The following is a 24,198-nucleotide window of genomic DNA, read 5'->3' on the forward strand; positions in this document are numbered from 1 at the left end:
AGAGCAATTGGATTTGCGGCGCAACCGAGCAGGCACCGCCCGACGCGGAAACGCCCGCGCCTCCCTGAAAGGGAAGACCGCGGGCGTTGTAATCAGTCTGAAACGGTTCAGGCGTCCTGGATAGCCGAGAGCTGCCAGTCGCCGCCGTTCTGGCGGACGAAGGTCCACAGCTCGGTCGTCTCGCTCGGCTCGTTTGCGTCGCCGTCCACCACTTCGCCGGTCGTGCGGTTGCGGGTCACGTCGATCGACGAATAGTTCATTGCCGCAGTGGCGTAGTCGCGGTCGCCTTCGTTCCAGCTTTCGGCAATGTCGGCCTGCAGGAGCTGGACGTTGGTCACGTCGTTGCGGACGCCGTTCTGAGCGTTGTCGGCCAATTCTTCCGAGAGATAGGACACCATCTCCGGCGTCACCAGGCGACGCAACGCCTTGTGGTCCTCGCGGCCAAACGCTTCCTGGACCTCGGTCAGCAGGCGCTGGAACGTGTCGAGATCTTCGCCCGACACGGTAATGTCCTTGCTGGCAGGCTGCTGCGGCGCGGCCTCGGCGCGGCTGCTGCCGATGCTCGGAATGCTGAACGAACGGCTGCCGCCATTGGCCTTGCCGCTGTCTCCAGACGGTGCCGCGTCGCGGTAGTTGAAGTTACCGCCGCCGGCACCCGCGCCGGCCATCGCCGGACCGGTGGCTTGGCGCGAACGGAAGAAGCGCAGGGCGAGCCAGATGGCGCCGCCGATCAGCAGCAGTTGCATCAGCATGCCGAACATGCCGGCGATGCCGCCAAAGCCTTGGCCCATCATCATGCCGAGCAGGCCACCCATCAGCAGGCCGCCGATCATCGCGCCGCCGAAGCCGCCCATGAAGCCGGGGCGCTGCGGTGCAGTCGCGCCAGGACGGGCTGCACTGGTGGCGGCCGGGTTGGTTGCCTGACCGGTGTTGGGCGTCATCGAACGCTCGACCGGCGCGGTCGGCTGCGGCGCGGTGCGGGTCGGCGGCGCCGACTGGAAGGTACGCGTACCCCTGCTGCCGAAGCTGCCGCCGCGCCGTGCATCGGCGTGGTCGACGGCAATCATGGAGAAGGCGAGGAACAGGCCCGCGAAAAGCGTGGCGAAGCGGGTCGTTCGGGACAATTTCATCAGCGGATCCTCAAAGTGTCGTCCGCCCTCATATAATGACTAACAACTGTAGTGTCAGGGTTTGCAGGCCAAGTTTTGGCAGATTCTTGCCGAAATTCGGCAAGATATTGATTCGTCATGCTTTTTCCAGGATTTCCGCAAGTGGACCTTATGTCCGACCGGCAGCTGCGGCCGTCAGCGGGCTGCGCTTGAGTACAATGCTGACAGCCAGCTGCCTGGTTTTCGTACTACTCCTTGTGATTTCCCTTTCGAGGCGAGCCCGCCTCGGGCACACCTTCGAGACAAAGCCAATCGTGCTTGCTGTTCGGCCAGTGGAGCACGACCGGCGCCGGGAACCCCTGATCCTCCAGGCAGCCAACCGAGACCGACAGCGCCGCCGTCAACGCTTCCGCCCGCATGAAGACGACCGATCCACAGGTGGTGCAGAATGTCTGCTCCAGCCATTGTCCCGACGCGCCGGCTCGCCGCCACGACCTGGTCTCGCCTTCCTGGCTAACGACGGCGGAATCCGCATAGATGGCGCGGTAGGAGAATGCCGTCCCGGTGCATCTCTGGCACTCGGTGCAACTGCAGGCATAGACTCGTCTCGGCTCCCCGGCGAGGACGAGTTTCACGCCGCGACACGAACAGGTGGCGGTGCGTTTCGTCTCCCCGTCATGCATGCTGGTAGCCCTGGTCGAACAAAGTTCGGACAATGGACGAGCCCATACGGCCCGTGCCGAGCACGCAGACATCTATATTCACGATTTTTCTCCGAAATGCGAAGGCCCCTTGCGACGAGGGGCTGGTTCATGTTTGGCGCGCGCTCGGACCAAACATATGTACCGTCACTGCATTGAGAAGTACGCACTTTGAAGTAAGCCGTTGATATCATGACAGGAGCTGGAAGATGAGGCACAAGGAACCGGACAGCTGCGGTTTTGCCGCAGCCATGCAGGCCATCGGCGGCAAGTGGAAAACCGCGCTGCTGTGGCAACTGCACCTGCGGCCCCATCGCTTTGCCGAACTGCGCCGCTTGCTGCCGGGCATCAGCGAGAAGGTGCTGACGCAACAATTGCGGCAGATGGAGACCGACGGGCTGATCAGCCGGCATGCTTATGAAGAGGTGCCGCCGCGCGTCGAATATTCGATCACGCCGCTGGGCTTGAGCCTGAACGATGCCGTGACAGCAATGTCGGCATGGGGCAAGCAGCACGAGAACTGGAAAGACCGCCAACAGGCGGCCTGACACAGGCAGAGATCACAGCGGGCCATCGCGGTTCGCGAAAGCCGATTTCAGAAACGGGATTCCAAAAAGCAGCGATATTTGCCCTCAAAAGCCGTGTTTTTCGCGCTTCGGCCTGTGCATCGTAACAAAACTGACATGGTCCCGACATTGCAGCTTCACGTCCCGGGTCTAGGCCCATCGCAGACAAGGGCGAAAAGGCCCGACGGGACAGGGAAGCCAAGATGCTCGAAATCCGCAACGTGACGCGCCGCTTCGGCAAGAATGTCGCCGTCAACGGCGTCAACCTCAAAATCCAGCCGGGCCAGATGGTCGGCATCATCGGCCGCTCCGGCGCCGGCAAGTCGACCCTGCTCAAGACCATCAACCGCCTGATCGACCCGAGCGAGGGCTCAATTTCCTTCGACGGCACCGAAGTGTCGTCGCTGCGCGGCACGCAGCTGCGCCGATGGCAGCGCGACTGCGCCATGATCTTCCAGCAGTTCAACCTGGTCCCGCGCCTCGACGTCTTGACCAACGTCCTGCTCGGCCGCCTCAACCACCGCTCCACCGCGCTCAACCTGCTCTCGATCTTTACGCGTGAAGAGCGCATCCGGGCGATCGCCGCACTTGAGCGCCTCGACATCGCCCGCACCGCCCTCCAGCCGGCTGGAACCCTGTCCGGTGGCCAGCAGCAGCGCGTCGCCATTGCACGTGCCCTGATGCAGGAGCCCAAGCTGATCCTCGCCGACGAGCCGATCGCCTCGCTGGACCCGCTCAACGCCAAGGTGGTGATGGACGCGTTGCGCGACATCAACCTGCGCGACGGCATCACCGTCATCACCAATCTGCACACGCTCGACACCGCACGCACCTACTGCAACCGCATCATCGGCATGCAGGGCGGCGCTGTGGTCTTCGACGGCGCGCCCGAAGACCTCACCATCGAGGCCGTGCGCCTCGTCTACGGTGCCGACGCCGACGGCACTGAAATTTCCGAAGCCATCACCTCGACCAGCATCCGCCCGGTCAAGGTCAGGGTTCCCGTATCCGCCGCACCTCTCGAACCGGCCTACGCCCCGGCCTGAGGCTGCTCGCGTTCGTCTCGCCCACGTCAAGGGCCGGTAATCATCAACTGCAATGACCCGGCAAGGTGCTGGGCCAAACTGGAGAACTGTGATGTTCAAGAAAGCACTTCTGGGTGCCGCTTCGCTCGCCGTGCTGGCGATCGGTTCGGCCAATGCCGCCGACCTCAAGGAATTCCGCATCGGCCTGATCGGCGGCGAAAACGAAGCCGACCGCCTGCGCAACTTCCAGTGCCTCGTCGACCAGCTGCCCAAGGCCATCGGCGTCGAGAAGGTGTCGCTGTTCCCGGCCGCCGACTATGACGGCACCATCCAGGGACTGCTCGGCGGCACGCTCGACTACGCCGAACTCGGCGCTTCGGGTTACGCCAAGATCTACCTGCAGAACAAGGACGCGGTCGAGCCGATCCTGACCACCGTCCAGACCGACGGCGCCACCGGCTACTACTCGATCATGGTCGCCAAGAAGGACTCGGGCATCACCAAGCTCGAAGACCTCAAGGGCAAGAAGCTCGGCTTCGCCGATCCTGACTCGACCTCGGGCTACCTGATCCCGGTCACCTCGTTGCCGAAGGACCTCGGCGGCGTCGCCGTCAAGGACTTCGTCGCCGAGACCGGCTTCGGCGGCGGCCATGAGAACCTCGTCCTCGAAGTGCTCAAGGGCACCTTCGACGCCGGCACGACCTTTGGTTCGGGCGTCGGCGAGTTCAAGGATGGCTACACCTCGGGCAACCTGAAGAAGATGGTCGACAAGGGCATCCTCGACATGGACGACCTGGTCGAAGTCTGGAAGTCGCCGCTTATCCCGAACGGCCCGATCGTCGTGCGCACGTCGCTCGATGCAGACATCAAGAGCAAGTTCAAGGACTACATGGTCAAGCTGCCGGAGACAGATCCGGCCTGCTTCGCGGCCATCCAGGGCGGCGACTTCAAGGGCTTCACCGAAGTCACCCCGGAATTCTACCAGCCTGTGATCGACGCCCGTAAGGCGCAGATCGGCAGCTAAGCCCCGAAGGCAACTCGGACGCGCCGCGCAGCAATCGCGGCGCGTCCCTTTTTATCCGGGATCGGACGGAACCCCAATGACAATGCCCCTCTCGGAAGCCGGCCTCGCGGTCGAGCAGCACTGGCGCGAACTCGCCAGTCGCCGCCGCCTCTATACGGCGGGTGGCCTGTTCTTCCTCTTCATCGCGCTGTCCGGATCGCTCTGGTTCGCCAATGACAGCAACGCCGGCAAGTTCTTCGACCGGCTGCCGCATTTCTTCGATTTCGTAGACCAGCTGATCCCGCGCGACGGCCTCGAGGTCTGGCGCGCCATGTTCGACCTGCCTTCGCCCTATGCCGACGGCAGCCTGAAATTCGATTACCCCGAAGGGCGGATGTATCTGTTCGGCTCGGTCTACATGCCCGAATACGTCTACAAGATGCTGGAGACGATCAACATCGCGTTGGTCTCGACGCTGATCGGTTTCGCCGTCGGCTTCCTGCTCTGCTTCCTGGCGGCTTCCAACCTCGTCACCCAGCGCTGGCTGCGCTTTTTCGTCCGCCGCTTCCTCGAAATCCTGCGCGCCTTCCCCGAGATCGTCATCGCCGGCTTCTTCCTCGCCATCCTCTCGATGGGCGCGATACCGGCGATCATCGCGGTGTCGCTGCACACTATAGGCGCGCTCGGAAAGATGTTCTTCGAGGTGGTCGAGAATGCCGACATGAAGGCCGACGAAGGCCTGCGCGCCGTCGGCGGCAACTGGCCCGAGCGTGTCTGGTTCGGCATCGTGCCGCAAGTGATGCCCAATTTCCTGAGCTACGGCCTGCTGCGCCTCGAGATCAATGTCCGCGCCTCGACCATCATCGGCGCTGTCGGCGGCGGCGGCATCGGCGAAGCACTACGCCTGTCGATCAGCCGCAACCACGAAGCCAAGACCATCGCCATCATCATCCTCCTGTTCTGCACCATCGTAGCGGTCGACCAGTTCTCGGCCTGGCTGCGCAAGAGATTGGTTGGCGAACAGGCCTTCTCCTTCGGCCGTGGGGACTAAGATCATGACCACCCTTTCCCTGACCGACATGCAGGCGATCTCCGAGCGCCATCCCGACGTTTTCGCCGGCTCCTGGCGCAAGGCCCTGACCGGCTGGGCCGTTGGTCTGGGCCTTGTCGCCTATCTCGCCTTCGCCTGGTGGTTCTTCGCCGTCGGTGCCGTGCTTGCCGGCGGCAACTGGGGCATCGCCGGCACCTACCTCGCCGACTGGGTTTCCTACGAGGTGCGGCCGCAGATCGACTTCAAGGACGACCGCCTCGACATCAGCTACGCACGCTTCTCGTCCTATCGCGCCGACCGCCATCCAGACTGGCTCGACATCACCCAGCCGGCCGGCGCCGCCATCGCCGGCAACAAGGCGCCTGCCGATCGCGTCGTTGCCCATATCGGAACCGCCACGACGATAGACATCGCGCCTGATCGCGTGATGGTCGCCCATGGCGGCGAAACTCTTGACGTGACCATCGTGCCGGGCCAGAGCCTTTCGGTCACTGGTTCCCTGCCCACCTGGGCGACGCAGAAAGCCCCGAGCCAGAAGATCCTTGCCGATTTCGGCTTTGCCGGCGGCCTGCAGATCGATGAGGACGACGTCAAGATCCGCCACCGCTTCTTCGGTTGGGAGAACTTCGTCTTCGACGCCAACTCGCCCTTCTGGGGTAAATCGACGAGCGAAGTGCTGTCACTGATCTCCTCTGGTGAACGTCTAGACCCCAACAGGTCCAACGCCGCCCTTGCCTGGGACAACATCGTCAACAATTCGGAATGGCAGCACGGCGACGTCTGGCTCAAGCTCGCCCAGACCATCGTCATGGCCTTCGTCGGCACGCTCTTCGCCAGCCTGCTCGCCTTCCCGCTGGCATTCCTTGCGGCGCGCAACATCACCCGTAACCGCCTCGTCAACCAGGTCGCCAAACGCTTCTTCGACTTCCTGCGCTCGGTCGACATGCTGATCTGGGCACTGTTCTTCACCCGCGCCTTCGGGCCCGGCCCGATCGCCGGCATCTCGGCAATCTTCTTCACCGACACCGGCACCTTCGGCAAGCTCTACTCCGAGGCGCTGGAAAACATCGACGACAAGCAGCGCGAAGGCATGCGCTCTGTCGGCGCCTCGCCCGCCTCGGTCCAGCGTTATGGCGTCGTGCCGCAGGTGCTGCCGGTGCTGATCAGCCAGTCGCTCTATTTCTGGGAATCGAACACCCGTTCGGCCACCATCATCGGCGCCGTGGGCGCCGGCGGCATCGGCCTCAAGCTGTGGGAAGCGATGCGCACCAATTCCGACTGGGAAAACGTCGCCTATATGGTGCTGCTGATCCTGATCGTGGTGTTCATCTTCGACAACATCTCGACTGCATTGCGCCAACGCCTGATCGGCAACAAGGCCAATCACTGAACAAATGTGGCCGGCCCTTGCAAAGGCAGCAAAGTCGGCCACTACTTCGTCAAACTGTCACGCAAATCATCTATCGCACGGCCTTCCAGGAACCTCTCCATGCGCTACGCCATCTATTTCACGCCCGAGCACGATGATCCGCTGTGCCGCATCGCGGCCGGCTGGCTCGGGCGCGACGCGTTTGGCGGCGCAGTCACGGCGACAAAGGCGTTTGGCGCGCTGTCGGCCGCGGAGGTTGCGTTCCATACGGCAGCAGCTCGCCGCTACGGCTTCCACGCCACGCTCAAGGCGCCGTTCCGTCTCGCCGACGGCATGTCCGAGGCTGCGCTCATCGATGCGCTGGACGCCTTCGCAAATTCCACCGTGCCGTTCGACATACCGCGCCTGAAGCTCGCCCAGATCGATGGCTTCTTTGCGCTGGTTCCTGCCGAACCGCTGCCTGAACTCGACAGTTTTGCCGGCAATGTGGTGACGGCGTTCGAGCCGTTCCGCGCTCAATTGAGCGACGCCGAGATCGCCCGACGCAACCCCGACGCGCTGTCGCCGCGCGAATGCCGCAACCTCAGCCAGTGGGGCTATCCTTACGTCTTCGATACCTTCCGTTTCCACATGACCCTGACCGGCCGCATCGCTGCCGAAGAAGCCGCGCGCGTCCGCACCGCAATTGAGGAATGCCTTGGCGACACGCTCGACAAGCCGGTACCGGTGGACGGCCTGGCCTTGTTCGTCGAGCCGTCTCCGGGTGCGCCCTTCGAGGTGCGGACCTATCGCGCACTGGGCAAGCAAGCTGAAAGAAAGACCGCCTGAGATGACCGACCTTGTCCTGAAGAATGCCCGTATCGTCCTGGCGGACGACGTGATCGACGGCTCGATCGTCGTCCGTGACGGCAGGATAACAGAGATTTCGACCGGCCCGAGCGCCATCGGCGAAGACATGGGCGGCGACTACGTCATTCCCGGCCTCGTCGAACTTCACACCGACCATCTCGAAGGCCATTACGCGCCGCGACCGCGCGTGCGCTGGAATCCGATCGCCGCCGTGCTTGCCCATGACGCGCAGGTGGCGTCGGCCGGCATCACCACCGTGTTCGACGCGCTACGCGTCGGCATGGACGAGGATGCCGACATGACCTCAGCCGACATGCGCCTGCTTGCCGATGCGATCGAGGACAGCGTGCGCGCCGACCGCGTCCGCGCCGATCACTTCATCCATCTGCGCTGCGAAGTCTCGGCCGGCGACTGCCAGGACAGTTTTGCCGTGTTCGACGGCGATGACCGCGTCAAGCTGGCCTCGCTGATGGACCACGCGCCCGGCCAGCGCCAGTTCGTCAACCTCGAAACCTACGCTTACTACTACCAGCGCAAGCTCAAGCTGAACGACGTCGAGTTCCAGAAATTCTGCGACAAGCGCATGGGCGATTCCGCCCGCAATTCGGCCCCCAACCGTGGGGCGATCTCAGCTGCCTGCCACGCGCGCGGCATCGTGCTGGCGAGCCATGACGACGCCACCACGGCACATGTCGATGAGGCGATCGCGCAGGGCATCCGCGTCGCCGAATTTCCGACCACGCTCGAAGCCGCCAACGCCTCGAAGGGGGCCGGCCTCGGCGTGCTGATGGGCGCGCCCAACGTCATGCGCGGCGCCTCGCACTCAGGCAACGTCTCGGCCCGTGCCCTTGCCGAACACGGCCTGCTCGACATCCTGTCGTCGGACTATATCCCCTTCAGCCTGATCCAGTCGGCCTTCTTCCTTGGCGAAGTCGTCGACGGCATCTCTCTGCCGCAGGCAATGGCGATGGTGTCGAAGAACCCGGCAGACGCCGTCGGCCTGACCGACCGCGGCGTCATCGAAGCCGGGCGCCGTGGCGATCTGGTGCGAGTGCGGGTCGACGAACATGTGCCGGTCGTGCGCACCGTCTGGCGCGAAGGCCGCCGTGTCGCCTAAGCCACTCCAGGAACTGGCGCGTTTTGCAACTTCCAGCAAGACGCTCTAGGCGCCGACCTTCTCTTCCTCATTGAGGCCGATCAGGGTCTGCTCCATATCGGGCTCGTCGCCGGAGCAGACGCACAGCATTTCCGCATCGCCCTCGCCGACCGAGAGGTAGGCGTGGCCCATGGTGCTGTCGATATAGACGCTTTCGCCAGCCTTGAGCCGCACCGGCGCATATTGCTCGGTGTGGACCTCGATCTCGCCTTTCAGCACGATCAGGAACTCCTCGCCGGCATGGCTGGTCAGCGGACCGAACTGCTCGAGTGTGCGCGCCCGTGCATCGGCCAGAATCGGCACCATCCGCTTTCGCACCAGATCGGTGGCGAGATAATAATAGTCGTAGTTGCGCGTCAGCTGGCGCAGCGTCGTGCTCTTCGACGTCACCGACCGGCGCGTACGCGCCGTGGGCTGCTTTGAATCGCCACTCAACAGCTCGGTGACATGGATGCCGAGCCCGCCGCATATCTGCAGCAGCTTGTCGTAGGTCAGCGACATCTGGTCGTTCTCGACTTTTGACAACGTCGACACCGCGACGCCGGTGAGGTGGCTGACGTCCTGAAGCGTCCAGCCATGTTGCCGTCTCAGGTTGCGCAGGCAGTCGCCGAGATTCGGCTGTTCGGACATTGGCATCTCCATCACCTGACTATGTTAGCTAGTCCAACTCCTTCCTTGTCGCAAGATTCACCCATATTTTTCCTATCCGCTAATTATTGACCAGATCAGAAAATGATTTTACGAATGGCCATGCATTCCACGTCCCACACCCCCAGAGTTATCGTCATTGGCGGCGGCATTGCCGGCCTTTCGCTCGCAGCCGCAGTCCAGCAATGGGCCGAGGTGACGGTGATCGAACGCGAATCCCAGCTCGGCTACCACGCCAGCGGGCGCTCCGCTGCCCTGTTCACCGAAACCTACGGCAACACGCTGGTCCGCGCCCTGTCGGTGGCAAGCCGGCAGGCCATCATCGATGGCGGCTTCATCGAGCATGTGCGTGGCGCCCTGCATTTCGGCGGCCCCGACGACGACGATGCCATCGACAAGCTCGCTGCAGAGTACCAGGCACTGGTGCCATCAGTGCGGCGGCTGTCGCCTCGGGACGTTAGCGAGCTGGTGCCGCTGATCGCGCCGGAGCGGACCTGCGGTGCCGTCTACGAACCGGGTGCCGTCGACATCGACACCGGCAAGATGGTCCAGGCCCAGGCCTCGGCACTGAAGGTATCGGGCGGCAAGATCGTTACCGGCGCTGATGTGCTCGAAATCAAGCGCACGCCGGAAGGCTTCCGCGTCATCACGGCGTCGGGCATCCACGACGGCGACATCGTCGTCAACGCGGCAGGCGCGTGGGTCGACGTCATCGCCGGCCGTGCCGGCCTGTCCGGCCTGGGCTTCATGCCCAAGCGGCGCACCGCCTTCCTTTTCGACCCGCCCGCCGGCGTCGATGTGCGCAGATGGCCGCTCGTCGTCGACCTGCACGAGCGCTTCTATTTCAAGCCTGATGCAAGCCGCCTGATCGGCTCACTCGCCGACGAGGCCGACACAGAACCCTGCGACGCCTATCCCGAGGACGTCGACGTCGCCACCGCCGCCTACAACATCGAGGAAGCGACCGGTCTCGATGTCGGCCGGCCGTCGACGCCCTGGGCCGGCTTGCGAACCTTTGCGCCAGACCGCACGCCGGTCGTCGGCTTCGACCCCCGCCTGCCCGGCTTCTTCTGGCTCGGCGGCCAGGGCGGCTACGGCTTCCAGGTGTCGCTGACATTGGCCCGTTTGGGATCGGCACTGATGCGCGGCGAGCCACTGCCTGATGATCTCGTCGAACTCGGCATAACCTATGGCGCGCTCGCGCCGGACCGTTTCGTGCAGGCGAACGGCATCGGCGCCGTGGGCACGTAGACCTCAGGCAGCAAGCATCTCGGCGCTGTGGGAGGAGAACCGCTGCGCGCCACAACCAACCATAAAGGGAGCGATAACAATGACTTCTTCTGGCATGTTTCTGCGTTCGGCGCTTGTCGCCTCGACCATGATGTTCGGCGGCCAGGCCTACGCCAAGACACTTGTCTATTGCTCGGAGGCCAGCCCCGAGACCTTCAACCCGATGCTGACGGTGGCGGACTCCACCATGGATGCGGCTGCCAAGACGATCTTCAACCGCCTCGTCGAATTCAAGCCGGGCACCACCGAAGTCGGACCTGCCCTGGCAGAGAAATGGGACGTCTCCGAAGACGGCAAGGTCTATACCTTCCATCTCCGCAAGGGCGTGAAGTTCCATTCCAACGACACCTTCACGCCATCGCGCGAGTTCAACGCCGACGACGTGCTCTACACCTTCGAACGCCAGCGCGACACCGCGAACCCCTATCACAAGCTGTCGAACGCATCTTACGAGTACTTCTTCGGCCTCGGCATGGGCTCGATGATCAAGAGCATCGAGAAGGTCGACGACTATACGGTGCGCTTCACCCTGACCGAAGCCAACGTCACCTTCCTCGCCGGGGTCGCGCTCGACTACCTCTCGATCCTGTCGCTCGAGCAGACCGAAAAGATGGTCGCCGCCGGCACGCCCGAGGTCATCGACCAGCGCCCGGTCGGCACCGGACCTTTCATCCTGCAGGCCTACCAGCAGGACGCGCAGATCCGCTACGCCGCCAACAAGGACTACTGGAACGGCGCGCCCAAGATCGACACGCTGATCTTCGCCATCACGCCGGAGCCGGTCGTCCGCGTCACCCGCGTCAAGGCCAATGAGTGCCAGGTCGCCGCACCGCCACCGGCCGCCGCACTTGCCGAGATCAGGGACAATCCCGAGATCGACATCCTCAGCCAGCCGGGCCAGAACATCGGCTCCGTCGGCTTCAACACCGAGCACAAGCCGCTGGGCGACGTGCGCGTGCGCACGGCACTCGCCAAGGCGATCAACCGCCAGGCGATCGTCGAGGCCGTCTACCAGGGCGCGGGCAGCCTCGCCGGCTCCGTGGTGCCGCCGATGCAGCTCGGTGCGGTCACCGACGCCGCGATCGACTACGATCCGGAAGGCGCCAAGAAGCTGCTGCAGGAAGCAGGCCTCGACGCCGGCACCAATATCAAGCTTTGGGCCATGCCGGTGTCGCGCCCCTATAACCCCAATGCCCGCCGCATGGCCGAAATGATCCAGGCCGACTGGGCGGCTGTCGGCGTCAAGTCGGAGGTCGTCACCTTCGAGTGGGGCGAATACCTGACCCGGACCGGCAAGGGCGAGCACGACGCCTATCTGCTCGGCGGTTCGAGCGACAACGGTGATCCCGACAACATGCTGTCCTTCTCTTTTGCCTGCGACGGTGTGAAGGGTGGCTCGAACCGTTCGCGCTGGTGCAATCCCGAGTTCGACAAGCTGCTCGCTGCCGGCCGCGTCACATCAGATCCGGAGAAGCGCGCCGAGATCTACCGCGCCGCTCAGGCGATCCTGAAGGCAGAGGTGCCTGAAGCGCCGATCGCCCATTCGGTGGTCTCGATCCCGGTGCGCAAGAGCGTGCTCAACTATGTGATGGATCCGTTCGGCCGGCAGAATTTCGCCGCCGTCGACGTCGCCGAGTAAGGCAAGCAACGGAGAAAGCAGACAGTCATGCGCGAAGACCTGAACCGTCTGCTCGAAACCTACCGCGCCGAGGGCGCGGTAGGCGCCTCCCTCGCCTTCGCGCGTGGCGACGGCGAGGTCGTTGCCGTCACCGCGGGCGTATCGGACAAGCAGCTCAACCTGCCCGTCACACCGGACCAGCTGTTCAAGATCGGCAGTTGCACCAAGACCTTCGTCGCGGCGGCGCTGATGAAGCTCGCCGAGGACGGCAAGGTCGATCTCGGCGCGCCGATTTCAGCCTGGTTCCCCGACCTGCCGCGATCGGGCGAGGTGTCGGTGCGCCAGCTGATCAACCATCGCGGCGGCTTGCCGGAGTTCGAATACGACATCCCGATGGACCCGAGTCGGACCTGGACGCCGGCCCAACTGGTCGAGCTCGCCTTCAACGTCGGCGGGCAGACTGCACCCGGCGGCCCGGCGGTCTACAACAACACCGGCTATGTGTTGGCCGGCATGCTGATCGAAGCGGCATCCGGCCTGTCGCTCGGCGCCTATCTCCGCGAAAAGGTCCTCGGACCGCTCGACCTCGAGGACACATGGTCGCCGGCGACCGAAAGTTTTCCGTCCGGGCGCATCGTGCGCGGCTACTATCATCGTCCGAAGCCTGTGACAGGTGCCGTCGCGACGCTGGCCGAAGGCGGCGAGATGTGGCGCATGGACGGCGTGCTGCCCTATTCCGACGATTTGCAGGACTCCTCGGACAGCTTTCCCTTTTCCGGCGCCTATGGCTGCGGCGACATGGTGTCGACGCCGAGTGACATGGTGGTCTTCATGCGCGGGCTGTTTGACGGCAGCCTCCTGCCGGCACCGCTGTTCCGCGAAATGAGCGAGAACCGCGCAGAAGTCAGCTTTCCCGGAACCCGGATGCGCGAGACAGGTGCCGGCCTGTTCCAGAGCAGCTACGCTGACCGCCCGTTCTTCGGCCACCAAGGCAGCATTCCGGGCTACGTCGCCGTCATGCAGCACGAGCCCAGGTCCGGCCTGACGGTGGCCATGGCCTGCAATGCCGGCTCGGGCAACCGCCTGTCCTTCTATGCCAGCAGCATGCACCCCGTGTTCGACCAGGCCATCAGGATCATCCTGAGGGGATAGCGCACCGGCCCCGAAATCGGGACCGATTTCAGGAAAGCACGACGCGCAGTTCCAATGCGTTCAGACGCCCAGGCCGGCGGCCATCTGGCGAAGGTCAACGCCGAGTTCGGACGTCACCTCCAGCGCGCGGTCGTCGCGCGCTGGAGCGCCATTCGCCTGATGATGCGCGGCCAGTACGCGGTCGCGCTCGCGGATCAGCGCCCTGATCTCCTCGCCATAGAGCGCCAGCACGGCACTCAGCCAGCGATTGACCAGGTAGGACGGCCGGGCAAAATGTAGGTCGAAGCGCGGCAAGAGCGCGATCGTCGCCTCGGCTTCCAACCAGTTGTCGCCGACGACCCATTGGTTGACGGTGAACAGACGCAGCAGCCGGCCATAGGCGTCGACGCCGACCGCCACCACGTGGTGGATCGGCCCGTTGGCGCCTTCCGGCCTGACGAAGCAATGGAAATGACCGTGTTCGGCCTGCCCCTCCTGCGGCGGGTGGCTGTGGTAATACCACTGCGCACCCGTCTCAGCGTCGAACACGTCGCCTTGGGGAAAATGCTCCCAGGCGGCCACCGACTTGGCCTCGCGCAGCGTCTCGAGCAGCACGTTGCTGCTCGATTTCGCCAGCACCTGCTCGCAAAACAGCGCCTGTCGCGCCGCCTCCACTCTCATCTCGTCCATCCTTGGCCTCCGGGCCGCAGCTTGGCCTATTGCGGCTGGGCCGCGCAAGGCGAGGCTGCGGGAGCGGCAGCGCATGGAGATGCGGCAGGTGCGGGAGCTGCCGCGCAGGGCGAGGCAGCGCCGCAAGGGGCGACGGCCGCCGGAGCGGGTGCCGCCGAGCAAGGCGAAGCTGCTGAACATGGCGACGCTGCCGCGCATGGGGATGCTGCGGCACAAGGAGCGGCCGCGGCACAAGGCGATGCGGCCGAGCAGGGCGAAGCTGCGGCACGAGGCGAGCTTGCAGCGCACGGGTTACCGGCGGCGCAGGGCGTTGCCGGCGCGGCGGCAGCGGGTGCAGCCTTCGGCACGGCAAAGCGGTAATGGTCGACGGCGACGGCCGAGGTGGCGGCGAGGAAGGCCGTGCCGAACAGCAGAGTGTTGCGCGCGCTCATTTCTTGAACCCATCGAGACCGAAGAGCGGACGTAGAGCGACACCGCCGAGGCTGCCGACAAAGGCCGAGGCGAACCACAGCCAGCCATGCACACTGCCCGAGGCGATGCCGGAAAACAGCGCACCGACATTGCAGCCGAAGGACAGCCGCGCGCCATAGCCCATCAGCACGCCGCCGATGGCCGCCGCCAGGAACGAGGCGAAAGGCACATGCACCTTGGGCGCGAACTTGCCGGCGAGGCCTGCGGCCAGCGCGGCTCCCAGGATGATGCCGAAATTCATCACCGAGGTGATGTCGGCGAGCACGCTGGAGCCCAGCGCCTTGGCCGGCCCGGGCCAGGTCCAGAACGCCCAGGTCTCGACCGGCACGCCGACCGCCTGCGCCACCTTGGCGCCCCACAGGCCAAAGCCGAAGGTCACCGACCACGGATGGCCGGCAGTGACCAGCGTCGCGACGTTGAGCCCGGCGAGCAGAAGCCCTGCCCCGATCAGCGGCCACGGACCGTGCAGCAAGCGGCCCAAGCCCTGGCGTGGCGCGGGTTTTGCCGTCTCGATGGCGCCATGGGCACGACGCTCGACCAGCACGGTGAGGCCGGCGACGGCCGCCAGGCCGACAAGTGTAACGATCACTCCGCCCGTCACGCCAAGTGTTTTGCCGAGACTGATCTCGGGCAGCGACGGCAGCGCCAGCCACCACGGCAGATGCGCCGTGCCGATGACTGCGCCGACGATGAAGAAGATCAGCGTCACCAGCATGCGCGAACTGCCGCCGCCGACGGTGAACAAAGTGCCCGAGCCGCAGCCGCCGCCGAGTTGCATGCCGAGACCGAACATCGCGGCACCCACCAGCACCGACACGCCGACCGGCGCGAAGGCGCCGACGAGCGCCTGGCCGTTGAAGCTGCCGAGCGACAAAAGCGGAATGAAGACGACCGCTGCCGCGGCGATCATCAGCATCTGGGCGCGGATGGCATTGCCACGCTGCTCGACGACGAAGCGGCGCCAGCCGCCAGTGAAGCCGAAGGAGGCGTGGTAGAGCGTCAGCCCAAGCAGGCCGCCGATCACAAACAGCACCGCCTGGCGCGTGTCGATCACCTGGCCGATGGCGAGCCCGCCGAGGATCAAGGCAAGCCCGACAAAGACGACAGGTCCCTTGTCGAGGTTGACGCCAGCGACAGGTGCCGGCGCGGTGGCATTTATCTCAGTCATTTCAGATCAGTCCGGGACATTCTGGAAGTGTAGGCGTGGCCGCTGCAAACGAAGATGTCCAGGATCGCTCCCGGACATCGTCATGTCGGCCCTGCCCTCTGGCGATCAGTTGCCGGGCTGCACGGGGCGTGCCGGATCGGCGGCCCATTCGGCCATCGAACCATCATACATCTTGGTGTTCTTGTTGCCCTCGACCTCGCTCAGGCCGAACCACACCACCGACGCCCAGTGGCCCGTGTTGCAGAAGGCGATGTTCTGCTCGTCCTTGGCCAGGCCAACGGACTGCGACAGGCTTCCAACCGCTTCCTTCGACGCAAAGGATGCCTTTTCCGCGTCATAGAGCTTGCTGTTTTCGAGATTCTTCGAGCCGGGAATGGTGCCGGCAACACGGACGACAGGGCTCTTCGCCTCGCCCTTGAACTGCGCGGCCGGGCGACCGTCGATCAGTTTGATGCCTTCGGCGCGTGCCTTTTCGACATCGGCGGTCGTGGCCAGAAGCTCCTTCTTCAGTTCGCCCGTGAAGGCGACCGCCGCGGGCTTGGCGACATCGGTTGCCAGTTCGCCGCCGGCGGCTTCCCAGGCGCGGGCGCCGCCGTCGAGGATCGACACGGCGTCATGGCCGAGCACCTTGAAGGTCCAGTAGACGCGGGTGGCGCCGCCGAATTCCGAGGAGTCGGTGCCATTCGGTACGATGACGACATGGCTGTCATTGCTGACGCCAAGGTCGCCGATGGTTTTGGTGATGGTCTCGAGCGGCGGCAGCATCCCGGGAACGCCATTCACCTCGGCCCGCCAGCCGACCGTCGAATAGGGAGCGCTGACGGCACCGGGCACGTGGCCCTTGGCGTAGGGGTTGGCGCCATCCTTGGCGGCATCGCGCACGTCGATCACGACGAGGCTCTTGTTGCCGAGGTTGGACTTGAGCCAGGCGGCGTCGACAAGCGGCTTGTCGGTCAGGCGTTCGGCCTGCGCGCCGGTGGCAAAAGCCAAACCGGCAGTAACGACTGCAGCCAACAGAGAAAAGCGCATCGGACAACTCCAGGAGAAAACGATTCCAAAAACAGACATTGAGAGCAACAGTAATCCGGAATCGCGACATGAACACGCCATCCGAGACCCAAAGCGGCGGGGATTTCGAAACAGAATACGCGAAGCATGGATAAAATTGGGAAACAATTCCATGCATCATGCCGCATGTTCATATGCGGGCAAAAGAATATAACCCCTTCACAAATCGGCCTATTACGACGACTTTCTGATCGACGCCGCCGAGCCGATGATTTGGGCCGCAGCAACGGCTCATGAGGGGACAAGAGGCATGCGTTTGTTCAAGGCGATGGTTGCGGCGATGTTGGGGATGGCGCTCGCCGTTTCGGTTGCGTTCGCCCATACGCCTGACGATACGCTTGTTGTCGCCGATGCCATCGACGACGTCGTGACCCTTGACCCGGGCGAGGTCGGCGAGGTCGGCGGCGTGCTGACCAGCAGTCAGATCTACCAGTCGCTGCTCACCTTCGACGTCGACGACCCGACCCGCATCAGGGGCCTGCTCGCCGAAAGCTGGGCGATTTCGCCCGACGGCAAGACCTTCACCTTCAAGATGAACCCGAAGGCGCGCTTTGCCTCGGGCAATCCGGTGACGGCGTGGGACGCCGAATTCTCACTGAGGCGGGTCATTCACCTCAAGTCGCGCTCGGCCTTCATCATCGGCCAGTTCGGCTTTTCGCCTGACAATGTCGACGACCGCATCAGGGCGCTGGACGACCAGACCCTGGTCATCACCCTTGCCGAAACCTATTCGCCGAGTTTCCTGTTCTACTGCCTGTCGTCCTACATGGGCGCAATCGTCGACAGCAAGATCGTCAAGGCGCAGGAAGTAAACGGCGACTATGGCAATGGCTGGCTGAAGGCACAGAACTCCGCAGGATCGGGGCCGTTTGCGCTCAGCAAATGGCAACCGAGGGAGTCGATCCTGCTGACCCGCAATGACAATTATTGGGGCGAGCCGGCCAAGGTCGAGCATGTGCTCATCCGCCATGTCGCCGAAAGCTCGGCCCAGCGCTGGCTGCTCGAAACCGACGAGATCGACATCGCAAACCGGCTCGGGCCCAACGATTTCGACACGCTCACCAACAACCCGAAGCTGTCCATCGTCCATGGTCGCTCGGGCAACATCTATTACATGGGCCTGAATGTCAGGAACCAGTATCTCGCCAATCCCAAGGTGGTCGAGGCGATGAAGTACCTCGTCGACTACCAGGGCATCGTCGACACCATTTCACGCGGCACCATGGAAGTGCACCAGACGCTGGTGCCCAACGGCTTCCTCGGCGCCATCGCCTATACGCCGTTCAGCTTCAACGTCGAAAAGGCGAAGGCGGTGCTGGCCGAAGGCGGGGTCAGCGGCGAGTTCTCGCTCGACATGGTGGTGTGGGACACCCAACCCTTCACCGATTTCGCCAAGGCAATCCAGGCCACCATGGCGCAGGCGGGCGTCCATCTCAATCTGCAGGTGATCGGCGGCCGCGAATGGCTCGAGCGCTACCGCAACCACGACCTCGACATCTGGCTTGGGCTATGGGGGCCTGACTATCCCGACCCGCACTCCAACGCGAAGGCCTTCGCCGTCAACAAACAGGATGCTCCCGACGGCTCCGACAGCCTGGCCGACCGCTTCGGCTGGAACGCCGGCCGGCTTTCGCCCGATGCCATGGCTGCGGTGCGCGAGCAGGACACGGCCAAGCGCAAGGCCATGTATGAGGCGATCCAGAAGGTGCATACGGACACCTCCCCCTTCATCATGATGTTCCAGGAAGTGCGCAAGGTCGGCGTCAGCGCGCGGGTCAAGGGCCTGATGATGGGCACGACCTTTGCCGACGACCGCTATTGGGCGGTATCCAAATAAACGGCCCCAGCCGGGGCTATATCCGCTGCATCCAACAATAAACCGGGCGGCTGTCGCCGCCCGGGATCTCCAGCATGTTGCCCGATCAGGTTCGGTCAGGCTCAGTCACCGGCGCCGCCACCCGAGCCGCCGCCGGCTCCACCGGCACCGCCGCCCGAGCCGCCACCGGCTCCACCGGCACCGCCGCCACCAGTATCGCCATCTTCGCTGCCGCCGCCACCGCCGCCGCCGCCGCAACCACCGCCGCCGCCGCCGCCGCCGCCGCCGCCACCGCCGCCGCCGCCGCCGCCGCCGCCGCCACCGCCGCCGCCCCCGCCACCGCCGCCGCCGCCACCGCCGCCGCCGCCGCCACCGCCGCCGCCATCGCCGTCGCCGTCGCCGTCGCCATCACCGTCGCCGTCGCCATCACCACCGCCGTCGCCGTCGCCATCACCACCGCCGTCACCGTCGCTTCCGGTGCCGCCGTCATCGCCGTCATTCTCGCTACCGGCCAATACGGCCGCGATCAGCGACGTGGTCAGTGGTGGGCATTGCGCCAGTTCGTCAGCCGACATGATGCTGCTGCGATTGAGCGCGATGCAGCACATTTCATAATTGCTTTGGGAAAGTGGCTGGCATTGCGCGGCCGTCATGCGTGGCCGGATGTTGCTCTGGGCTGATGCGGGGAAAACAAAACTGACCGCCGCAAGAGCCGAGGAAACCAGCAGAATCGTGTGAATCCTGCGCACGCAGGTTGGGTACGTCGTCATTTCTTCCTCCTGAGGGAAAAAACGCGCCCGTCCCCAAACTGGCGCTATGATCACGCGTTCCGATCATCGGAAACACTTTGTTAAGCATACAACCTTTTGAAATCGGTGCAAAGGCCGCCAGCATGGGTTGATTTATCTAGCTCTAATATGCTGTCTGCTAGTACCCGTTGAGAGGGGGAACAGCACATGTACAAGTTCGCGGCGCTTGTTGCGATCGCCTTGCTTACGGCTGGCTGCAGCCAGTCTGTCACCTCCGGATCAAGCATGAGTACGGTCGGCTATGCCTTTGCCCCGCCGGCGGCAAATACCTTTTGCACTAGACAACCCGGACTATGCAGCACCGCCGGCAAGACCAAGGTGATGGCGCTGACGGAGGCGCGCATGAACGACCTCAAGCGGGTCAATGTCTCGGTCAACCAGCGCATCCGGCAGCGCGAGGACATCGCCACGACAGGACGTGACGACGACTGGCGGCTGCCGACATCGGTGGGCGACTGCGAGGACATCGCCATTCTCAAGAAGAACGAGCTGCGCAAGCTCGGCTGGCCGGCATCCACGCTTCTGTTGACCGTCGCCACCTATGGCGGCACCGGACACACGGTGCTGACGGTCCGCACCGACAGCGGCGACCTCATCCTGGACAACCACACCGGCGCCATCAGGAACTGGAAAAGCACGCCCTACCGCTACTTTGCGCGGCAGTCGCAGTCGGAAAGCGGAAGGTGGACGCGGATCGGCGTTTGAGGATGCCCAGCCCGCTCAGTGCGGGAATTGATTTTCCTCGACGATCTTCCAGATCTGCCGGTTGATGTCCCTGATCGCCTCGATCGAGGCCGAGATGCGATGCATCTCGTTGTCGTCCAGCTCCTCGTTCTTGCCGTAGCGGACGCTGTCCTTGCTGTCGAAGATGCGCATCAGCTGGGTGCTGGCGCGAGTGCCGGTCTCGTCGAACGAGTAGATGCAGTGGCTGTACTTGTTGCGCAGCTTGCCCTGGTGGGTCAGTTGGTCGGCCACCGACAGCACGGCGTCGCGGCAGACCTGCGGTGTCTTCGCCATCTTTGCGAGGCGCTCGACAAGATCAAGGCGCGCACGCGTCGTATTAAGAGTGAGGAAGATGATGATCGCCGTTTCCTTGTCGACCTTGGCAAGACCGGCGATCAGATAGATGAGCAGGCTTTCGGTGTTGGTCCAGGTGTAGTTCAACTGGCCAACGGTAAGCAGCACGTCCTGGAAACGCGGCATCGCGCGCTCATGACAAGGTATGCTGAGCGTGCGGCACGACGCCGTCGCTGCTGACGCGACGATCGCCGACGCTGTCGCGCCGCTTGTGATAGACCGCCGCCGCCTCGGTGCGATTGTGCGCGCCAAGCTTGGTGATGATGTTGTGCAGGTGGATCTTCACCGTATGCTCGGACAGCCCGAGCGCCGCGGCGATCAGCTTGTTCTGCAGGCCGCGTGCAACCATCGCCAGGATCTGCAGCTCGCGCTCCGTGAGTTCGTCGAAATCGTCGGTTTCGCCGTCCTGCGCGACGGGCGCCTTCGGTGACGGGGCTTCAAGATTGGCGATCGGTCCGAGCACTCCGGCGCGGCGTCGTTCGACGATCGGCTCGAACAAGGACAGCGGGAAATACTCGCCGCCGCGCAACACCAGGCGCACCACCGACAGCCAGACGTCAAGCTTCAGGTTCATCGGCAGAACACCACGAACGTTCCGCGCGGTGACGACATCACGGATCGAAACCTCCTGCCTGCCGTCTTCCTGGATCAGCATGACCTGTGCCGAGGGGTGCAGAAGCGCCAGCCGTTCGGACTGGGCCGCGACCTGCGGCAGTTGCTTGGCTTCGACCAGGATCAGCGAAACCGGAGCCTCGAAGCCGACGCACGCATCGGCAAGCGTCGGCACCTGCTCGACAGTGATCCAGTGAAATTCGCGTTCGATTGCGAAAATCAGGCTCTCCGACACGAAATCGGCCGGAGCGACGATCAGCAACGTCTTGCAGGTCTTCTGTGCGGAGCCATCTGCTCCGTTAGCGCGGCGTGCGCTGGGAATAGCCACTCGGTACATGAGGTCTCCCACCCAATGTTCACAAAGCTATTTCTTCCCCCATTGCCGCCTAAGGGGAGCATTAGTTAATAGCATATACGTCTTGTTAACGGTTCGGTATATCCAAGATGAGCTATCGAGGGCGCTGATGTAGCCCATCCGGTCAATTGGACCGCCGCGCGAGCTAGCCCTTCGGCCTAAGCTGACCTGCCCGATCGAGCGATCAACGCTGCGTTTTTTCATCCGCAACAAGCAGCCGGAACTTGGCCGTTTCCCAGATCGACGACACGTAATTGTACAGTGATTGCAATAGCTCAATATTTCCCGCCGATTCTCGGCTGCAATAGCTAGATCGCTATCGCGAGTTCTTGGGCCGCCCGCCCAAACAGCCTAGCGCGAACTGTCAGCTTACAATTTCGGGGTCACGGCCACAGACTTTGTTGGTTCAAGCAACATGGGCGTGGGTGCTTGAGAATCCGCAATAAGTCGCGATTTGGGCCAGCTGTAGCGGCCTTGCGTTCACGACATTGTGAGAATCCAAGTCTCCCACCCCCGCCAGCAAGGGGAGGGCTTCCACCGACCAGAATGAGTTCAGGGTACCCGGCTATCAGTCCCCTCAGCCTGGCGACCCTTCGTTTCTCCATCGAAAACTCAACCGTCCGCGTGAACCCGAGACCGTGTTAGAGATGAAAACGGTCAAGTGATCGCGGTCCCAACCGAGGACAAGACGATGTCTGATCGTAACAGCAACAATCTCAATGCGTTTGGCCTGCAATTCATCGGCAACGAGATCGAATTGGGCGGCGACAGCGAGAACGAAAACAAGAACGAAAACGAGAACAAGAACGAAAACAAGTCTGAGAACGAGAACGAGAACAAGTCCGAGAACGAGAACGAAAACAAGTCCGAGAACGAGAACAAGAACGAGTCCGAAAACAAGAACGAGAACGAGAACAAGTCCGAGAACGAAAACGAGAACAAGAACGAATCCAAGAACGAGAACGAAAACAAGAACGAGAACAAGACCGAGACCAAGGTCGACGTCGACGTCGACGTTGATGTCGAGCTCGAAGGCCGTCTCGGCGACTACAAGGAAGACAACGACTTCGCCGACATCCATGCCGGCGGCGACATCAAGGGCGACGTGCTCTTCAGCAAGGACGGCGACGTCAATTACGATCCGGGCGACGACATCAGCTTCAAGGACGTGCTGACCGGCGCGATGGGCGCCAACAGCAACGCATTCGTCATCACCCAGACCGCCGACATGGTCGACAACGACAAGCTTGAAGAAGCGACCGTCAAGAACGACGGCTACTTCAAGCAAGACTTCGACGCCAAGGGCGGCCACGCATCCGCTGAAGAAGGCATCAATGCCGACGGCGGCGGCGGCGGCGGCGGCGATGCCAAGGGCGGCGAAGCCGACGGCGGCGACGGTGGCAACGCCAAGGGCGGCGAAGCCGACGGCGGCAAGGGCGAAGGTGGCCTGGCACTGAGCGCGGCCTTGGGCGGCGACGCCAAGGGTGACACCAAGGCTGACAGCGGCGACAGTAAGGGTGGCAGCGCCGACACCGACGCTGACGGCGGCAAGGGCGACGGCGGCAGGGGCGGCGATGGTGGTACCGGCCTCGGTCTCGGCCTCGGTCTCGGCCTGGGTGCCGGACTTGGAGTTGGCGCGAGCGAAGCTGACTCGGGCGATGCCAAGGGTGACGGCGGCAACGCCAAGGCCGACAGCGGCGACGCCAATGCCGATTCCGGCAAGGCTGACGCCGGCAATGGCGGCGACAGCGGCGACACCGAAGGCGGCGATGCAAAGGGCGACGCTGGCGACGGCATCGACGCATTCGTACCGATCATCCCCGTGCTGAACTTCGGTGAAGGCGGCGACGCCAAGGGCGACGGCGGCAACGCCAAGTCCGACACCGGCCGCGGCGGCGACGCCGATTCCGGCAAGGCAGACGCCGACAGCGGCGACGCCAACGCCAATGGCGGCGATGCCAAGGGCGATACCGGCGATGCACTCAGCGCAGGCTTCGGTGCCGGCTTCGGCGCAGGCTATGGCGAAGGCTCCGGTGAAGGCAATGGCGGCGGCGGTGGCGGTGGCGGCGCAGGTACCGGTGGTTCGGCGACCGCAGGCGCAGCAACGGGCGGCGCAAGCACGTCCGGCGGCGCATGGGCCTATGGCGACGGCGACGGCGGCAACGCGCTGAGCGGTGCCTGGGCTGACGGCACTGGCGGCAATGCTACGGGCGGCGCAGCCTGGGCTGGCGGCGGCGGCGGCGGCGGCACGGTCGGCGCAGCTACGGGTGGAGCCGGTGGCGCAGGTGGCGCAGGCGGCAGCTGGGGATCGGGCAACAGCGACGACGGCTATGTCACTGGTGAAAGCTTCGCCAGCGCCGACGCCATCATCGACACCAGCGCCTTCAACCAGCAGATTGTGATGGGTGCCAATCTGCAAGGCAATACGGTCGACATGACCGTTGTCGGCGGCAACTTCACCGAGACGCTGACTGGCGAAGACGACAACGCCTGATCGCCCGGCGCCGGTCGGATGATTTGCGACCAACAGCCAAACGAAACGGACTGCGCGGAGTTTTCCGCGCAGTCCTCAAACGTGACCGGCGGCGGCGCCTAGGCGCTGCTGTTCCGTTCGCA

The 24,198-nt window shown here is 63.9% G+C and carries 23 protein-coding genes; 15 read left to right on the forward strand and 8 right to left on the reverse strand.

The window, feature by feature from the left end; all coding sequences use genetic code 11:
- Nucleotides 1–107: 107 nt before the first annotated feature.
- Nucleotides 108–1,130: a Tim44 domain-containing protein gene (locus Amn_RS21115; RefSeq protein ID WP_182575860.1), complete on the reverse strand. Its 1,023-nt coding sequence runs from the start codon at nt 1,128–1,130 to the stop codon at nt 108–110.
- A gap of 227 nt (nt 1,131–1,357) precedes the next feature.
- Nucleotides 1,358–1,864 carry a GFA family protein gene (locus Amn_RS21120; RefSeq protein WP_353622411.1) on the reverse strand — a complete coding sequence of 169 codons (507 nt, stop codon included), beginning with the start codon at nt 1,862–1,864 and terminating at the stop codon, nt 1,358–1,360.
- A 155-nt stretch (nt 1,865–2,019) separates the two neighbouring features.
- Here Amn_RS21120 and Amn_RS21125 point away from each other — a divergent pair, with 155 nt between their 5' ends.
- From Amn_RS21125 to Amn_RS21155, 7 genes are all read left to right on the forward strand, one after another.
- Nucleotides 2,020–2,358, forward strand: coding sequence for a winged helix-turn-helix transcriptional regulator (locus tag Amn_RS21125; protein WP_182575858.1), 339 nt, complete (start codon nt 2,020–2,022; stop codon nt 2,356–2,358).
- Nucleotides 2,359–2,579: 221 nt separating this feature from the next.
- The gene (gene phnC / locus Amn_RS21130; RefSeq protein WP_182575857.1) at nt 2,580–3,422 is read left to right on the forward strand and encodes a phosphonate ABC transporter ATP-binding protein; all 843 of its coding nucleotides are present in this window, start codon (nt 2,580–2,582) and stop codon (nt 3,420–3,422) included.
- Nucleotides 3,423–3,513: 91 nt separating this feature from the next.
- Nucleotides 3,514–4,425 (forward strand): phosphonate ABC transporter substrate-binding protein, encoded by a 912-nt coding sequence (phnD, locus tag Amn_RS21135; RefSeq protein WP_067966223.1) that lies wholly within the window; start codon nt 3,514–3,516, stop codon nt 4,423–4,425.
- Between the two features lie 76 nt (nt 4,426–4,501).
- Nucleotides 4,502–5,455, forward strand: a complete 954-nt coding sequence (gene phnE, locus Amn_RS21140) for a phosphonate ABC transporter, permease protein PhnE (RefSeq protein WP_286291629.1) — start codon at nt 4,502–4,504, stop codon at nt 5,453–5,455.
- 4 nt (nt 5,456–5,459) lie between these two features.
- Nucleotides 5,460–6,845, forward strand: coding sequence for a phosphonate ABC transporter, permease protein PhnE (gene phnE / locus Amn_RS21145; protein WP_286291631.1), 1,386 nt, complete (start codon nt 5,460–5,462; stop codon nt 6,843–6,845).
- 99 nt (nt 6,846–6,944) lie between these two features.
- A complete protein-coding gene (locus Amn_RS21150; RefSeq protein ID WP_286291633.1) occupies nt 6,945–7,652 on the forward strand; it encodes a DUF1045 domain-containing protein in 708 nt (235 codons plus the stop codon).
- Nucleotide 7,653: 1 nt separating this feature from the next.
- Nucleotides 7,654–8,790 carry an alpha-D-ribose 1-methylphosphonate 5-triphosphate diphosphatase gene (locus Amn_RS21155; protein ID WP_286291635.1) on the forward strand — a complete coding sequence of 379 codons (1,137 nt, stop codon included), beginning with the start codon at nt 7,654–7,656 and terminating at the stop codon, nt 8,788–8,790.
- Nucleotides 8,791–8,835: 45 nt separating this feature from the next.
- On the opposite strand, the gene Amn_RS21160 is transcribed toward Amn_RS21155, so the two are convergent.
- Nucleotides 8,836–9,459: a helix-turn-helix domain-containing protein gene (locus Amn_RS21160; protein ID WP_154386860.1), complete on the reverse strand. Its 624-nt coding sequence runs from the start codon at nt 9,457–9,459 to the stop codon at nt 8,836–8,838.
- 114 nt (nt 9,460–9,573) lie between these two features.
- Here Amn_RS21160 and Amn_RS21165 point away from each other — a divergent pair, with 114 nt between their 5' ends.
- The 3 genes from Amn_RS21165 to Amn_RS21175 all read left to right on the forward strand — a co-directional run bounded on the left by Amn_RS21165 (nt 9,574) and on the right by Amn_RS21175 (nt 13,537).
- On the forward strand, nt 9,574–10,728 hold the full coding sequence (locus tag Amn_RS21165) for an NAD(P)/FAD-dependent oxidoreductase (protein ID WP_286291640.1): 1,155 nt from the start codon (nt 9,574–9,576) through the stop codon (nt 10,726–10,728).
- Nucleotides 10,729–10,807: 79 nt separating this feature from the next.
- On the forward strand, nt 10,808–12,406 hold the full coding sequence (locus tag Amn_RS21170; protein ID WP_286291642.1) for an ABC transporter substrate-binding protein: 1,599 nt from the start codon (nt 10,808–10,810) through the stop codon (nt 12,404–12,406).
- A 27-nt stretch (nt 12,407–12,433) separates the two neighbouring features.
- Complete coding sequence (locus tag Amn_RS21175) at nt 12,434–13,537, forward strand: serine hydrolase domain-containing protein (protein WP_286291644.1); 1,104 nt, start codon at nt 12,434–12,436, stop codon at nt 13,535–13,537.
- A 60-nt stretch (nt 13,538–13,597) separates the two neighbouring features.
- Here Amn_RS21175 and Amn_RS21180 read toward each other — a convergent pair whose 3' ends face one another.
- Entirely contained in the window at nt 13,598–14,206 is a 609-nt protein-coding gene (locus tag Amn_RS21180) for a DUF6969 family protein (RefSeq protein WP_263006304.1), read from the reverse strand.
- 21 nt (nt 14,207–14,227) lie between these two features.
- Here Amn_RS21180 and Amn_RS21185 point away from each other — a divergent pair, with 21 nt between their 5' ends.
- The gene (locus Amn_RS21185) at nt 14,228–14,566 is read left to right on the forward strand and encodes a hypothetical protein (protein ID WP_286291647.1); all 339 of its coding nucleotides are present in this window, start codon (nt 14,228–14,230) and stop codon (nt 14,564–14,566) included.
- Between the two features lie 67 nt (nt 14,567–14,633).
- On the opposite strand, the gene Amn_RS21190 is transcribed toward Amn_RS21185, so the two are convergent.
- Together Amn_RS21190 and Amn_RS21195 are read right to left on the reverse strand one after the other, a co-directional pair.
- Nucleotides 14,634–15,845, reverse strand: a complete 1,212-nt coding sequence (locus tag Amn_RS21190; protein WP_286291649.1) for a YeeE/YedE family protein — start codon at nt 15,843–15,845, stop codon at nt 14,634–14,636.
- A 105-nt stretch (nt 15,846–15,950) separates the two neighbouring features.
- Nucleotides 15,951–16,874, reverse strand: coding sequence for a sulfurtransferase (locus Amn_RS21195; protein ID WP_286291650.1), 924 nt, complete (start codon nt 16,872–16,874; stop codon nt 15,951–15,953).
- Nucleotides 16,875–17,163: 289 nt separating this feature from the next.
- Here Amn_RS21195 and Amn_RS21200 point away from each other — a divergent pair, with 289 nt between their 5' ends.
- From Amn_RS21200 to Amn_RS21210, 3 genes are all read left to right on the forward strand, one after another.
- A complete protein-coding gene (locus Amn_RS21200; RefSeq protein ID WP_192314949.1) occupies nt 17,164–18,750 on the forward strand; it encodes an ABC transporter substrate-binding protein in 1,587 nt (528 codons plus the stop codon).
- A gap of 77 nt (nt 18,751–18,827) precedes the next feature.
- Nucleotides 18,828–19,409, forward strand: coding sequence for a hypothetical protein (locus Amn_RS21205; protein ID WP_286291654.1), 582 nt, complete (start codon nt 18,828–18,830; stop codon nt 19,407–19,409).
- Between the two features lie 276 nt (nt 19,410–19,685).
- The gene (locus Amn_RS21210) at nt 19,686–20,243 is read left to right on the forward strand and encodes a transglutaminase-like cysteine peptidase (RefSeq protein ID WP_286291656.1); all 558 of its coding nucleotides are present in this window, start codon (nt 19,686–19,688) and stop codon (nt 20,241–20,243) included.
- 15 nt (nt 20,244–20,258) lie between these two features.
- Here Amn_RS21210 and Amn_RS21215 read toward each other — a convergent pair whose 3' ends face one another.
- Together Amn_RS21215 and Amn_RS21220 are read right to left on the reverse strand one after the other, a co-directional pair.
- Nucleotides 20,259–20,741, reverse strand: a complete 483-nt coding sequence (locus Amn_RS21215) for a hypothetical protein (RefSeq protein WP_182576115.1) — start codon at nt 20,739–20,741, stop codon at nt 20,259–20,261.
- A 7-nt stretch (nt 20,742–20,748) separates the two neighbouring features.
- Complete coding sequence (locus tag Amn_RS21220) at nt 20,749–21,564, reverse strand: helix-turn-helix transcriptional regulator (protein ID WP_067958720.1); 816 nt, start codon at nt 21,562–21,564, stop codon at nt 20,749–20,751.
- A gap of 709 nt (nt 21,565–22,273) precedes the next feature.
- Between Amn_RS21220 and Amn_RS21225 the strand changes: the two genes are divergently transcribed.
- A complete protein-coding gene (locus tag Amn_RS21225; protein WP_067966216.1) occupies nt 22,274–24,076 on the forward strand; it encodes a hypothetical protein in 1,803 nt (600 codons plus the stop codon).
- Nucleotides 24,077–24,198 lie beyond the last annotated feature (122 nt).

Origin of the sequence: Aminobacter sp. Y103A, from assembly GCF_030294925.1 — a bacterium.
Classification (GTDB): Bacteria; Pseudomonadota; Alphaproteobacteria; order Rhizobiales; family Rhizobiaceae; genus Aminobacter; species Aminobacter ciceronei.